At 69.2% G+C, this 14,525-nt stretch carries 9 protein-coding genes; 1 reads left to right on the top strand and 8 read right to left on the bottom strand.

What is annotated here, in order from left to right:
* Positions 1-54 precede the first annotated feature (54 nt).
* Entirely contained in the window at positions 55-897 is an 843-nt protein-coding gene (locus J3473_RS17600; RefSeq protein WP_207025149.1) for a hypothetical protein, read from the top strand.
* A gap of 89 nt (positions 898-986) precedes the next feature.
* Here the strand turns inward: J3473_RS17600 and tuf are convergent, their stop codons facing one another.
* From tuf to rpoB, 8 genes are all read right to left on the bottom strand, one after another.
* Positions 987-2,183, bottom strand: coding sequence for an elongation factor Tu (gene tuf, locus J3473_RS17595; protein WP_030526824.1), 1,197 nt, complete (start codon positions 2,181-2,183; stop codon positions 987-989).
* 120 nt (positions 2,184-2,303) lie between these two features.
* Positions 2,304-4,418 carry an elongation factor G gene (gene fusA / locus J3473_RS17590; RefSeq protein WP_030526823.1) on the bottom strand — a complete coding sequence of 705 codons (2,115 nt, stop codon included), beginning with the start codon at positions 4,416-4,418 and terminating at the stop codon, positions 2,304-2,306.
* A 106-nt stretch (positions 4,419-4,524) separates the two neighbouring features.
* Entirely contained in the window at positions 4,525-4,995 is a 471-nt protein-coding gene (rpsG, locus tag J3473_RS17585) for a 30S ribosomal protein S7 (RefSeq protein ID WP_030526822.1), read from the bottom strand.
* On the bottom strand, positions 4,995-5,369 hold the full coding sequence (gene rpsL, locus J3473_RS17580) for a 30S ribosomal protein S12 (RefSeq protein WP_030526821.1): 375 nt from the start codon (positions 5,367-5,369) through the stop codon (positions 4,995-4,997). The genes rpsG and rpsL overlap by 1 nt, the downstream gene beginning before the upstream one ends.
* A 301-nt stretch (positions 5,370-5,670) precedes the next feature.
* Complete coding sequence (locus tag J3473_RS17575; protein WP_207025148.1) at positions 5,671-6,198, bottom strand: GNAT family N-acetyltransferase; 528 nt, start codon at positions 6,196-6,198, stop codon at positions 5,671-5,673.
* A 4-nt stretch (positions 6,199-6,202) separates the two neighbouring features.
* Positions 6,203-6,898, bottom strand: a complete 696-nt coding sequence (locus J3473_RS17570) for a spermidine synthase (RefSeq protein ID WP_207025147.1) — start codon at positions 6,896-6,898, stop codon at positions 6,203-6,205.
* Between the two features lie 92 nt (positions 6,899-6,990).
* Positions 6,991-10,878 carry a DNA-directed RNA polymerase subunit beta' gene (locus J3473_RS17565; protein WP_207025146.1) on the bottom strand — a complete coding sequence of 1,296 codons (3,888 nt, stop codon included), beginning with the start codon at positions 10,876-10,878 and terminating at the stop codon, positions 6,991-6,993.
* Between the two features lie 101 nt (positions 10,879-10,979).
* A complete protein-coding gene (gene rpoB / locus J3473_RS17560) occupies positions 10,980-14,465 on the bottom strand; it encodes a DNA-directed RNA polymerase subunit beta (protein ID WP_207025145.1) in 3,486 nt (1,161 codons plus the stop codon).
* Positions 14,466-14,525: the final 60 nt, after the last annotated feature.

The raw sequence follows: 14,525 nt of genomic DNA, 5'->3' as shown, positions 1-14,525 counted from the left end.
TGAGGAGCACGCGACGGGTCCCCGTCGCCCACCCCACGGAAAGGTGCTCCCCCCATGCGCACGTCACCCCTCCTGCGCCGGGCGGCCGTCGCCGCCGCCGGCGCCGCCCTCCTCGTCCTCGGCGCCGCCGGCGCCGACGCGGGTGGTCCGCAGCCGGGCACCGCGCAGAGCCGGTCGGCCGCGCCCCGGCTGGCTCTCGTCACCCCGTCGACCGCCGCGGGCTCCGAGCTGCGCTTCGTCGCGGTCGCCCCCTGCCGGATCATCGACACCCGCGTCGCGGGCGGTCGGCTCACGGCCGCCTCCCGCACCTTCGACACCACGGCGACGAGCTACGCCGCCCAGGGCGGCAAGGCCGGGTCGTGCGACGTCAGCGCCGTCGCGACGGCGGTGCAGCTCAACCTCGGGGCGATCTCGCAGAGCGGGAGCACGAGCGACCTCAAGGGCTGGGCGACGGGCACGGCCGAGCCGACCGCCTCGCTCGTCAACTACAACCCGTCCGGCCCGGTCGCCAACATGGTCACCGTGCCCGTCGACACCAGCGGCCGGCTCACGCTCAGGACCCCCGGCTCGGCCCACGTCTTCGCCGACGTCGCGGGGTACTGGGTCAGGCCGCTGTACGTCTCGGTCGACGCGACCAGCGCGCCGCCGACCGTCCACGCCGGCGCCTCGTCTGGGTTCGTCGGCGTCGTCAAGGACGGGACGGGTTCGTACCGGGTGACCTTCGACCGCAACGTCAGCCGCTGCGCCCCGGCCGCCACCGACTACCTCTTCGGGGCGGTGCACGAGATCTCGGTCGACAGCGACTTCTCGCACGACAGCACCGTCTACGTCTCGGTCAAGAACTCCGCCACGGGCGTCGCCGAGGACACGATCTTCCACCTCGTCCTCACCTGCTGACCCGCCGAGTGCGCGCACGGCGAAGGGCCCGCAGCCCCCGGGGGGTGCGGGCCCTTCGACGAGCTGCCGGTCAGGTGACCGGCGTCAGGTCACTTCGTGATCTTGGTGACCCGGCCGGCGCCGACGGTGCGGCCGCCCTCGCGGATGGCGAACTTGAGGCCCTCCTCCATCGCGATGGGCTGGATGAGCTCGACGGCCATCTCGGTGTTGTCGCCGGGCATGACCATCTCGGTGCCCTCGGGCAGCGTGACGACGCCGGTGACGTCCGTGGTCCGGAAGTAGAACTGCGGACGGTAGTTGTCGTAGAACGGGGTGTGACGGCCACCCTCGTCCTTGGACAGGATGTAGACGTTGGCGTCGAACGCCGTGTGCGGCGTGATCGAGCCCGGCTTGACGACGACCTGGCCGCGCTCGACGTCCTCGCGCTTGATGCCACGCAGGAGCAGGCCGACGTTCTCGCCCGCACGGCCCTCGTCGAGGAGCTTGCGGAACATCTCGATGCCGGTGGCCGTGGTCTTGGTCGGCGGGCCGGTGTGGATGCCGACGATCTCGACCTCCTCGTTGACCTTGAGGACACCGCGCTCGATGCGGCCGGTGACGACGGTGCCACGACCGGTGATCGTGAAGACGTCCTCGACGGGCATGAGGAACGGCTTGTCGGTGTCGCGCTCCGGCTCCGGGATGTAGTTGTCGACGGCGTCCATGAGGTCGAGGACGGTCTGGCCCCACTCGGCGTCGCCCTCGAGCGCCTTGAGCGCCGAGACCTTGACGACGGGGAGGTCGTCACCGGGGAACTCGTAGGAGCTCAGCAGCTCGCGGACCTCCATCTCGACGAGCTCGAGGATCTCCTCGTCGTCGACCATGTCGGCCTTGTTGAGCGCCACGACGACGTAGGGGACGCCGACCTGGCGGGCCAGGAGGACGTGCTCCTTCGTCTGCGGCATCGGACCGTCGGTGGCGGCGACGACGAGGATCGCGCCGTCCATCTGCGCCGCACCCGTGATCATGTTCTTCACGTAGTCGGCGTGGCCCGGGCAGTCGACGTGGGCGTAGTGACGGCCCTCGGTCTGGTACTCGATGTGCGCGATGGAGATCGTGATACCGCGCTGCTTCTCCTCGGGCGCCTTGTCGATGTCGTCGAACGCGAACTGGGGGTTCAGGTCCGGGTACTTGTCGTGCAGGACCTTGGAGATCGCAGCAGTCAGCGTCGTCTTACCGTGGTCGATGTGACCGATGGTGCCGATGTTGACGTGCGGCTTGGTCCGCTCGAACTTTGCCTTCGCCACTTGATGTCCTCCTCAGGACTGATTTCTCGGTAACGCCGTTACGACCGGGCAGGACGTGGCGTCGTCTGGGGGTTGGTTGGAAGTGCTTCTCTCAGGCGAGATCAGCGACCACTGTAGCGGTCACTCGCCCCGGGTCTTCTTGATGATCTCCTCGGCCACCGACTTGGGGACCTCGGCGTAGGAGTCGAACTCCATCGAGTAGTTCGCGCGACCCTGGGTCTTGGACCGCAGGTCACCGACGTACCCGAACATCTCCGACAGCGGGACCAGGCCGCGGACGACCTTGGCGCCGGAGATGTCCTCCATCGCCTGGATGTGGCCACGCCGCGAGTTGATGTCGCCGATGACCTCACCCATGTAGTCCTCGGGGGTGCGGACCTCGACGGCCATCATCGGCTCGAGGAGGACCGGCTCGCACTTGCGGACGGCCTCCTTGAGCGCCATCGAGCCGGCGATCTTGAACGCCATCTCCGAGGAGTCGACGTCGTGGTACGCACCGTCGAGGAGCGTCGCCTTGATGCCGACCAGCGGGTAGCCGGCGAGCACGCCGTACTGCATGGCGTCCTGGATGCCGGCGTCGACCGACGGGATGTACTCGCGCGGGATGCGGCCACCGGTGACCTTGTTGGAGAACTCGTAGAGCTCGCCCTCGGCGGTGTCCAGCGGCTCCAGCGCGATCTGGACCTTCGCGAACTGGCCCGAGCCACCCGTCTGCTTCTTGTGGGTGTAGTCGTAGCGCTCGAGGGTCCGCTTGATGGTCTCGCGGTAGGCGACCTGCGGCTTGCCGACGTTGGCCTCGACCTTGAACTCGCGACGCATGCGGTCGACGAGGATGTCGAGGTGGAGCTCGCCCATGCCGGCGATGATCGTCTGGCCGGTGTCCTCGTCGAGGTGCACCTGGAAGGTCGGGTCCTCCTCGGCCAGCTTCTGGATCGCGGTGCCGAGCTTCTCCTGGTCGCCCTTGGTCTTGGGCTCGATGGCGACCTGGATGACGGGCTCCGGGAAGGTCATCGACTCGAGCACGACCGGCTTGTCGATGTCGCAGAGGGTGTCACCGGTGGTCGTCGTCTTCAGACCGATGGCGGCGTAGATGTGGCCCGCCATGGCGTCCTCGACCGGGTTCTCCTTGTTGGCGTGCATCTGGAAGAGCTTCCCGATGCGCTCCTTCTTCACCTTGGTGCTGTTGAGCACCTGGGTGCCGGCGGAGATGTGGCCGGAGTAGACGCGGATGAAGGTCAGCGTGCCGAAGAACGGGTGCGAGGCGACCTTGAAGGCGAGCGCGGAGAACGGCTCGTCCTTGCTGGGCTTGCGCTCGACCTTCTCGTCCTCGTTGCCCGGGGCGTGACCCTCCATCGCCGGCACGTCGAGCGGCGAGGGGAGGTAGTCGACGACCGCGTCGAGCATCGGCTGGACGCCGCGGTTCTTGAACGCGGAGCCACACAGGACCGGGTAGACCTCGGAGGCGATGGTCAGGCGGCGGATGCCGGCCTTGATCTCCTCGGGGGTGAGCTCGCCACCCTCGAGGTACTTCTCCATGAGGGCGTCGTCGGACTCGGCGACCCGCTCGATGAGCTGGTGGCGGTACTCCTCCACGCGGTCGACGAGGTCGGCCGGGATGTCCTGGATGTCGTACTTGGCACCCATGGTGACGTCGCCCTTGGCGTCGCCCTCCCACACGAGCGCGCGCTTGTAGATGAGGTCGACGACACCGACGAAGTCGTTCTCGGCGCCGATCGGGAGCTGGAGCACGAGCGGCTCCGCACCGAGGCGGTCCTTGATGGTGTCGACGGTGAAGTAGAAGTCCGCGCCGAGCTTGTCCATCTTGTTGACGAAGCAGATGCGGGGGACGTTGTACTTGTCCGCCTGGCGCCAGACCGTCTCGGACTGGGGCTCGACGCCCTCCTTGCCGTCGAAGACGGCGACGGCGCCGTCGAGGACGCGCAGCGAGCGCTCGACCTCGACCGTGAAGTCGACGTGACCGGGGGTGTCGATGATGTTGATCTGCGACCCCTCCCAGAAGGAGGTGACGGCGGCGGAGGTGATGGTGATCCCCCGCTCCTTCTCCTGCTCCATCCAGTCGGTGGTGGAGGCGCCGTCGTGCGTCTCGCCCATCTTCCGGTTGACACCGGTGTAGAAGAGGATGCGCTCGGTCGCCGTGGTCTTGCCGGCGTCGATGTGCGCCATGATGCCGATGTTGCGGACCTTCTTGAGGTCCGTCAGGACGTCCTGTGCCACGTTCTGTGCTCTCGTCTCGTCGCGTCGGGGGTGGTGCGGGGTGGTGCGGTCGTGCACCGGTGGCCCGGGGAGCCGGCCGCGGGGCGGCGCGGCTCCCCGGACGGGGTCACCAGCGGTAGTGCGCGAAGGCCTTGTTGGACTCGGCCATCTTGTGCGTGTCCTCGCGACGCTTCACCGCGGCGCCGAGGCCGTTGGACGCGTCGAGGATCTCGTTCATGAGGCGCTCGGTCATCGTCTTCTCACGACGCTGGCGCGAGTAGCCGACGAGCCAGCGCAGCGACAGCGTCGTGGCGCGGTTCGGCTTGACCTCGATCGGGACCTGGTAGGTCGCACCGCCGACGCGGCGGGACTTGACCTCGAGCGTCGGCTTGATGTTGTCGAGCGCGCGCTTGAGCGTCTGCACCGGATCGGTGCCGGTCTTCTCGCGGCAGCCCTCGAGCGCGCCGTAGACGATGCGCTCGGCGGTGGACTTCTTGCCGTCGAGGAGGACCTTGTTGACCAGCGAGGTCACCAGCGGGGACTGGTGGACCGGGTCGATGACGAGCGGCCGCTTCGGAGCGGGACCCTTGCGCGGCATCAGCTCTTACCCTTCTTCGCGCCGTAGCGGCTGCGCGCCTGCTGACGGTTCTTGACGCCCTGGGTGTCGAGGGCGCCGCGGATGATCTTGTAGCGCACGCCGGGGAGGTCCTTCACACGACCGCCGCGGACGAGCACCATCGAGTGCTCCTGGAGGTTGTGGCCGACACCGGGGATGTAGGCGGTGACCTCGATGCCGCTCGTGAGGCGCACGCGGGCGACCTTGCGGAGGGCGGAGTTCGGCTTCTTGGGGGTGGTCGTGTACACACGCGTGCACACGCCGCGGCGCTGCGGGGAGCCCTTGAGGGCAGGGGTCTTGGCCTTGACGGCCTTGTCCTGCCGGCCCTTGCGCACCAGCTGGTTGATGGTAGGCAACCTGGATCCTTCGGTCTGGTCTGGTCAAGCGACGGCGGTCGCGCCGTCACTCCTTGTCATGGCCGCTGCTCGACCCCCGCGTTCGGGTGTGTCGCACCGGCTGCTCCTCCCTGCACTCCCCATGCGCCATTCCCCGGGGGGATGTGGTGTGGTGGGGCGCCCGGCAGGAGGTGGGCGAGGCCGTGCCCGTCGCCTCGCGGCGCCGGTCCCGGCTCCTGGGTCTGGTCCTAGCCAGACACAACACCCAAGGATACCGGGCCGCGCGTGGCCACCCAAATCGGTTGCCGGCGCCCTCCCCGCCTCAGAGCCGGTCGAACGCCGGGGCGTAGCGGAAGGGGCCCGCGAGCCCCGGGCGCCAGGCCCGCAGCCGCAGCAGCTGGAAGAACCGGTCCTCCCACGGCCCGGGCGAGGCCACCCCGTGGGCGGCGGCGGTCTCGAACCCGAACGCGCCGTAGAACCCCGGGTCGCCGAGGAGCACGACCGAGGGCTCGGCGAGCTGCTCGGCGGTCGCGACGACCGACGCGACGAGGGCCGAGCCGATGCCCTGCCCCATGTGGTCCGGGCGCACCGCGAGCGGCCCGAGCCCCACCGAGGGCCCCTCCCCCATCGAGGCCCGGCTGCACACGACGCTGCCGACGACACCGCCGTCGAGCTCGGCGACGAAGGTCAGCGCGGGCAGCAGGTCTCCGTCGGCCCGCAGCCCGTCGACGAGCCGGGCCTCCGGCACGCCGTCGGAGAAGTCCGTCGTCGCGAAGGCGGCGAGGACGAGGTCGCGGACCGGCCCGGCGTCCTCGGGACGCTCCGGACGGATGACGAGATCGCGGCGCACCGGGTCATCCTCCCCCGGCGGGCGCCCCGGACGCGAACGAGTACAGGGCGTACTCGAGCTCACGACCGTCCCGGTGGACCGGGAGCACCAGCTCGTCGACCACGTCACCGGGCCCGACCACCGAGCGCAGGGCCTCGAGGAGGGCCGGCGCCCGGTGCGAGGACCACACGACGAGCCGGCCTCCCGGGCGCAGCACCCGCCGGGCCGCCGCCAGCGAGCCCGGCTGGTAGAGAGCCGCGTTGGCGGCGTGCACGAGGAAGTCCGGGCCGTTGTCGACGTCGAGCAGCACGAGGTCCCACGGCCCGTCGGGGGCGGCCCTCCCCGCGAGGACGTCCGCGACGTCGGCCACGTGGAGGGTGCACCGCTCCCCCTCGAGACCGGCCAGCTCCTCGACGAGACCCGCCCTGGCCCAGCCCACGAGGGGGGCCGCGAGCTCGACGACGTCGACCTGGCGCACCCGCGCGTCGGCGAGGACGGCCCGGGTGGTGAACCCCAGGCCGAGCCCCCCGACGAGCACACGGGCCGGCGACGGGTGGTGCCGCAGCGCCTCGTCGGCCAGCACCCGCTCGGTGGACGGGTCGGCGGTGTCCATCGCGAAGACCCCGTCGACGACGAGCTGGAGGACCCCCTCGTGCCGACGCAGCACCACCTCGCCCGCCGGCGTGCCGCCCCGCGCGAGCGTCACCGGCGGCTCGTCCATCCGGTCACCCTAGGCGGCGGTCCCCGGGAACGCCGACGGGCGGGCACCCGTGGTCTCCCACGTGGTGCCCGCCCGTGCAACGGTGCGGCGGCTCAGAGCCGGTCGAGACCGAGCTCGCTGTCGTCGAGGCGGACGGCCTCGCCGGAACCCGGGCCGAACGAGAACGCGTAGTCCTCGTAGTTCGGCATCGAGTACATGGCGGCCTTGGCCTCCTCGGTCGGCTCCACCGCGATGTTGCGGTAGCGGGTCAGCCCCGTGCCGGCCGGGATGAGCTTGCCGAGGATGACGTTCTCCTTGAGGCCGAGGAGGGAGTCGGAACGACCCTCCATGGCGGCCTCGGTGAGGACGCGGGTGGTCTCCTGGAAGGAGGCCGCCGACAGCCACGACTCGGTCGCGAGCGAGGCCTTGGTGATGCCCATGAGCTCGGGACGACCCGAGGCCGGCTTGCCGCCCTCGGCGACGACGCGACGGTTCTCCTCCTCGAAGCGCCCGCGCTCGGCGAGCATGCCCGGGAGCAGGTCCGCGTCGCCCGACTCGATGATCGTGATCCGGCGCAGCATCTGCCGGACGATGACCTCGATGTGCTTGTCGTGGATCGACACACCCTGCTGGCGGTAGACGTTCTGCACCTCGTCGACGAGGTGCTCCTGCGTCTTGCGCGGGCCGAGGATGCGCAGCACCTGCTTGGGGTCGATGGACCCCTGCGTCAGCTGCGCACCGACCTCGACGTGCTGGCCGTCCTGCACGAGCAGGCGCGCACGCTTGGTCACCGGGTAGGCGTGCTCCTCGGAGCCGTCGTCCGGCGTGAGCAGGAGGCGACGCGCCTTGTCGGTCTCCTCGATCGTCACGCGGCCGGAGGCCTCGGCGATCGGCGAGACGCCCTTGGGCGTGCGGGCCTCGAAGAGCTCGACGACACGCGGCAGACCCTGCGTGATGTCGTCACCGGCCACACCACCGGTGTGGAAGGTACGCATCGTCAGCTGGGTGCCGGGCTCACCGATGGACTGCGCCGCGATGATGCCGACGGCCTCACCGATGTCGACGAGCTTGCCGGTGGCCAGCGAGCGGCCGTAGCACTTCGCGCAGGTCCCGACCTTGGAGTCGCAGGTGAGGACCGAGCGGACCTTGACCGAGTCGACACCGGCCGCGAACAGCGCGCCGATGACGACGTCCCCGAGGTCGATGCCGGCCTCGGCGAGGACCTCGCCGTCCTTGACGACGTCCTCGGCGAGCGAGCGGGCGTAGACCGAGGTCTCGACGTCGTCGTGGACCGCGCGGGCGCCGGTGCGCTCGTCGGTGCTCGCGATCGGCATCTTGAGGCCGCGCTCGGTGCCGCAGTCGTCCTCGCGGATGATGACGTCCTGCGACACGTCGACGAGACGACGGGTCAGGTAGCCCGAGTCCGCCGTGCGCAGCGCGGTGTCGGCCAGGCCCTTGCGGGAGCCGTGCGTCGAGATGAAGAACTCGAGCACGGTGAGGCCCTCGCGGAAGTTCGCGCGGATCGGCCGCGGGATGATGTCGCCCTTCGGGTTCGACACCAGGCCACGCATGCCGGCGATCTGGCGCAGCTGCATCCAGTTACCGCGCGCACCGGAGGAGACCATCTTGAAGATGGTGTTCGTCCTCGGGATGTTCGCCTCCATCTCCTTGGCGACCTCGTTCGTGGCCTGCGTCCAGATCTCGATGAGCTCCTGGCGGCGCTCGTCGTCGGTGATCAGACCGCGCTCGTACTGCGTCTGGACCTTCGTGGCCTTGGTCTCGTAGCCGTCGAGGATCTCGAGCTTGCGCGGGGGCGTCACGACGTCGGAGATGGCGACCGTGGTGCCCGAGCGGGTCGCCCAGTGGAAGCCGTACTCCTTGAGCGCGTCGAGGCTCGCCGCGACCTGCACCTTGCTGTAGCGCTCGGCGAGGTCGTTGACGATCGTCGAGAGGCGCTTCTTGTCGACCTGGTCGTTGACGAACGGGTAGTCCATCGGGAGCGTCTCGTTGAAGAGCGCGCGACCGAGGGTGGTCTCGACCGTCATCGCCGGCACGTAGCCCTCGGCGTCGAGCTCGATGCCCTCGGGCAGCACGGTCATCGGCGTGGGCACGAGGTGCTCGAGACGGATCTTCACGAGCGAGCCCAGCTCGATCTGGCCGGCGTCGAAGGCCATGCGGGCCTCGGACACCGTCGAGAACGCCCGACCGGCGCCCTTGCCGTCCTCGACCTCGGAGGTGAGGTGGTAGAGGCCGATGATCATGTCCTGGGTGGGCATGGTCACGGGACGGCCGTCGGCCGGCTTGAGGATGTTGTTCGAGGACAGCATGAGGATGCGGGCCTCGGCCTGGGCCTCCGCCGACAGCGGCACGTGCACGGCCATCTGGTCACCGTCGAAGTCCGCGTTGAACGCGGTGCAGACGAGCGGGTGGATCTGGATGGCCTTGCCCTCGACGAGCTGCGGCTCGAAGGCCTGGATGCCGAGGCGGTGCAGCGTGGGCGCACGGTTGAGCAGCACCGGGTGCTCGGTGATGACCTCTTCGAGGACGTCCCAGACCTGGGGGCGCTGACGCTCGACCATGCGCTTGGCCGACTTGATGTTCTGGGCGTGGTCGAGGTCGACGAGCCGCTTCATGACGAAGGGCTTGAAGAGCTCGAGCGCCATCTGCTTCGGCAGGCCGCACTGGTGCAGCTTGAGCTGCGGGCCGACGACGATGACCGAGCGGCCGGAGTAGTCGACGCGCTTGCCGAGCAGGTTCTGGCGGAACCGGCCCTGCTTGCCCTTGAGCATGTCGGACAGCGACTTGAGCGGACGGTTGCCGGGGCCCGTCACCGGGCGGCCACGACGGCCGTTGTCGAAGAGGCTGTCGACGGCCTCCTGGAGCATCCGCTTCTCGTTGTTGACGATGATCTCGGGCGCACCGAGGTCGAGCAGCCGCTTGAGGCGGTTGTTGCGGTTGATGACGCGGCGGTACAGGTCGTTGAGGTCCGAGGTCGCGAAGCGGCCACCGTCGAGCTGCACCATCGGGCGCAGGTCCGGCGGGATGACCGGGATCGCGTCGAGGACCATGCCGGCCGGCTGGTTCGTCGTCGTCTGGAAGGCGGAGACCACCTTGAGGCGCTTGAGGGCGCGGGTCTTGCGCTGGCCCTTGCCCGTGGCGATGATCTCGCGCAGCGACTCGGCCTCGGCGTCGAGGTCGAAGGTCTCGAGGCGCTTCTGGATCGCCGCGGCGCCCATCCCGCCCTCGAAGTAGAGACCGAAGCGGTCGCGCATCTCGCGGTAGAGGACCTCGTCGCCCTCGAGGTCCTGGACCTTGAGGTTCTTGAAACGGTCCCAGACCTGCTCGAGGCGCTCGACCTGCTGGTCGGCGCGTCGGCGGATCGCGTTCATCTCGCGCTCGGCGGAGTCGCGGACCTTGCGCTTGGCGTCGGACTTGGCGCCCTCGGCCTCGAGGGCGGCGATGTCGTCCTCGAGCTTCTTGGCGCGGCCCTCGACGTCGGCGTCGCGGCGGTTCTCGATCTCCTTCTTCTCGACCTGGATCTGGGCCTCGAGCGAGGGCAGGTCGGCGTGCCGCTGGTCCTCGTCGACGGACGTGATCATGTAGGCCGCGAAGTAGATGACCTTCTCGAGGTCCTTCGGGGCGAGGTCGAGCAGGTACCCGAGGCGGCTCGGGACACCCTTGAAGTACCAGATGTGGGTGACGGGGGCGGCGAGCTCGATGTGGCCCATCCGCTCACGACGCACGGCGGCGCGGGTCACCTCGACGCCGCAGCGCTCGCAGATGATGCCCTTGAAGCGGACCCGCTTGTACTTGCCGCAGGCGCACTCCCAGTCCCGGGTCGGGCCGAAGATCTTCTCGCAGAAGAGGCCGTCCTTCTCGGGCTTGAGGGTGCGGTAGTTGATCGTCTCGGGCTTCTTGACCTCACCGTGGCTCCAGGCGCGGATCGAGTCCGCGGTGGCGAGGCCGATCCGGAGCTCGTCGAAGAAGTTGACGTCGAGCACGTGGTTCCTTCTTTCGTTTCTTACGTCAGTCGTGGTCTGTCAGGTGGTGTGTCGAGCGGGTGGTGGGCCGGGGCGCGCACGGCGCCCCGGCCCCGCACCTGTCAGACCTCTTCGACGCTGCTCGGCTCGCGCCGGGACAGGTCGATGCCGAGCTCCTCGGCGGCGCGGAAGACGTCGTCCTCCGCGTCGTGCATCTCGATGGTGGACCCGTCGCTGGACAGGACCTCCACGTTGAGGCAGAGGGACTGCATCTCCTTGATGAGCACCTTGAAGGACTCGGGGATGCCGGGCTCGGGGATGTTGTCGCCCTTGACGATCGCCTCGTAGACCTTGACGCGGCCGTTGACGTCGTCGGACTTGATGGTGAGCAGCTCCTGCAGCGCGTAGGCCGCGCCGTAGGCCTCGAGGGCCCAGACCTCCATCTCACCGAAGCGCTGGCCACCGAACTGGGCCTTACCGCCGAGCGGCTGCTGGGTGATCATCGAGTAGGGACCCGTGCTGCGCGCGTGGATCTTGTCGTCCACGAGGTGGTGCAGCTTGAGGATGTACATGTAGCCGACCGAGACGGCCTCCGGGAACGGCTCGCCGGAGCGGCCGTCGAAGAGGCGGGCCTTGCCCGAGCCGTCGATGAGGCGGACGTCGTCGCGGGTCTTGCGCGTGCTGTCGAGCAGACCGACGATCTCGTTCTCGCGGACACCGTCGAACACCGGCGAGGCGACGCGGGTGCCGGCCGGGGCCTGGCGCGCGTCCTCGGGGATGAGCTCGGCCCACTCGGGCTTGCCCTCGATCTCCCAGCCGCGGCTGGCGGCCCAGCCGAGGTGGAGCTCGAGGATCTGCCCGACGTTCATGCGGCCGGGGACACCGAGCGGGTTGAGCACGACGTCGACCGGGGTGCCGTCCTCGAGGAAGGGCATGTCCTCGACCGGGAGGATCTTGGAGATGACGCCCTTGTTGCCGTGGCGGCCGGCGAGCTTGTCGCCGTCGGTGATCTTGCGCTTGTTCGCCACGTAGACGCGGACCAGCTGGTTGACGCCCGGGGGCAGCTCGTCGCCCTCGTCCTTGTCGAAGACCTTGACGCCGATGACGGTGCCGGTCTCGCCGTGGGGGACCTTGAGGGAGGTGTCGCGGACCTCGCGCGCCTTCTCGCCGAAGATCGCGCGCAGCAGGCGCTCCTCCGGGGTCAGCTCGGTCTCGCCCTTGGGCGTGACCTTGCCGACGAGCAGGTCGCCGTCGCGGACCTCCGCACCGATGCGGATGATGCCGCGCTCGTCGAGGTCGGCGAGGACGTCCTCGGAGACGTTCGGGATGTCCCGGGTGATCTCCTCGGGGCCGAGCTTGGTGTCGCGGGCGTCGACCTCGTGCTCCTCGATGTGGATCGAGGAGAGGACGTCGTCCTGGACCAGGCGCTGGCTGAGGATGATCGCGTCCTCGTAGTTGTGGCCCTCCCACGGCATGAACGCCACGAGGAGGTTGCGCCCGAGCGCCATCTCGCCACCGTCGGTCGCGGGACCGTCGGCGATGAGCTGGCCGGCCTCGAGGCGCTGGCCCTCGTCGACGCGCACGACCTGGTTGTAGCTGTTGCCCTGGTTCGAGCGGTCGAACTTCGCGATGCGGTAGGTGCGCGAGGTGCCGTCGTCGGCGGCGACGGTCACGAGGTCGGCGGAGACCTCGGTGACGACACCGGCCTTCTCGGCGACGACGACGTCACCGGAGTCGACCGCGGCGCGGAACTCCATGCCGGTGCCGACGAGCGGGGCCTCGGCCCGCACGAGCGGGACGGCCTGGCGCTGCATGTTCGAGCCCATGAGCGCGCGGTTGGCGTCGTCGTGCTCGAGGAACGGGATGAGCGCGGTGGCCGCGGACACCATCTGGCGCGGGGAGACGTCGATGTAGTCGACCTCGGCCGCCGGGACGTACTCGACCTCGCCACCCTTGACGCGCACGAGCACGCGCTCGTCGGCGAAGTGGGTGCCGTCCTCGGAGAGCGTCGCGTTCGCCTGGGCGATGACGTGCTCGTCCTCCTCGTCGGCGGAGAGGTAGTGGACGTCGTCGGTCACGCGACCCTTGTCGACCTTGCGGTACGGGGTCTCGATGAAGCCGAAGGAGTTGATCCGCCCGTAGGACGCGAGCGAGCCGATGAGGCCGATGTTCGGGCCCTCAGGGGTCTCGATCGGGCACATGCGGCCGTAGTGCGACGGGTGGACGTCGCGGACCTCCATGCCGGCGCGGTCACGGGAGAGACCACCCGGGCCGAGGGCCGACAGACGCCGCTTGTGCGTCAGGCCCGCGAGCGGGTTGTTCTGGTCCATGAACTGGGAGAGCTGGCTGGTGCCGAAGAACTCCTTGATGGACGCCACGACCGGGCGGATGTTGATGAGCGTCTGCGGCGTGATCGCCTCGACGTCCTGGGTCGTCATCCGCTCGCGGACGACGCGCTCCATCCGGGACAGGCCGGTGCGGACCTGGTTCTGGATGAGCTCGCCGACGTTGCGCAGGCGGCGGTTGCCGAAGTGGTCGATGTCGTCGGTCTCGACGCGGATGTCGACGGTCTCGCCGCGGCGGGTGCCCGGCATCGTCTCCTCGCCGGCGTGCAGCGCGACGAGGTACTTGATCGTGGCGACGATGTCCTCGAGCCCGAGGGTCGAGGTCGACAGCTCGGTGTCGAGGCCGAGCTTCTTGTTGATCTTGTACCGGCCGACCTTGGCGAGGTCGTAGCGCTTGCCGTTGAAGTAGAGGTTGTCGAGCAGGGTCTGCGCGGCCTCCTTGGTCGGCGGTTCGCCCGGGCGCAGCTTGCGGTAGATGTCGAGCAGCGCGTCGTCCTGACCCGTCGTGTTGTCCTTCTCGAGGGTCATGCGCATCGACTCGTAGTCGCCGAACTCCTCGAGGATCTCGGCCTCGGACATGCCGAGGGCCTTGAGGAGGACCGTGACGGACTGCTTGCGCTTGCGGTCGACGCGCACGCCGACCATGTCGCGCTTGTCGATCTCGAACTCGAGCCAGGCGCCGCGGCTCGGGATGACCTTGGTGGAGTAGACGTCCTTGTCGGAGGTCTTGTCCGGGGTGCGCTCGAAGTACACGCCCGGGGAGCGGACGAGCTGCGAGACGACGACGCGCTCGGTGCCGTTGATGATGAAGGTGCCGCGCTCGGTCATGAGCGGGAAGTCGCCCATGAAGACCGTCTGGCTCTTGATCTCGCCGGTCGTGTTGTTCATGAACTCGGCGGTGACGAACAGGGGCGCGGAGTAGGTCTGGTCGCGCTCCTTGCAGTCCTCGATCGAGTACTTGACGTCCTCGAAGCGGTGGTCGCGGAAGCTCAGCGACATCGAGCCGCTGAAGTCCTCGATCGGGGAGATCTCCTCGAAGATCTCCTCGAGGCCGGAGCGCTCCGGGACGTCGTCGCGGCCGGCCTCGAGGGCGGCGGCGACGCGCTCCTGCCAGCGCTCGTTGCCGAGCAGCCAGTCGAAGCTCTCGGTCTGCAGGGCGAGGAGGTCCGGGACCTCCAGCGGCTCACGGATCTTGGCGAACGAGAGACGGCCCGAAGCCGTCAGAGCGGTGGTCATCTTGGACGTGGTGCGCGAGGCAGCCAAGGAGGGTTCCTTCCACGGGCCTGGTCTGTTGTGCGAACTGGCCGCTCCCGACCCCTCCGA

This window comes from Phycicoccus sp. DTK01, assembly GCF_017312765.1.
Taxonomy (GTDB): domain Bacteria; phylum Actinomycetota; class Actinomycetes; order Actinomycetales; family Dermatophilaceae; genus Phycicoccus; species Phycicoccus jejuensis.
The sequence above is the reverse complement of the archived record's forward strand: the minus strand, read 5'-3'. Positions and strand labels throughout refer to the sequence as shown.

Coding starts and splice junctions, on each gene's coding strand:
- rpsG (WP_030526822.1), bottom strand. CDS start 4,995: ATGCCGCGCAAGGGTCCCGCTCCGAAGCGGCCGCTCGTCATCGACCCG.
- J3473_RS17600 (WP_207025149.1), top strand. CDS start 55: ATGCGCACGTCACCCCTCCTGCGCCGGGCGGCCGTCGCCGCCGCCGGC.
- J3473_RS17570 (WP_207025147.1), bottom strand. CDS start 6,898: ATGGACGAGCCGCCGGTGACGCTCGCGCGGGGCGGCACGCCGGCGGGC.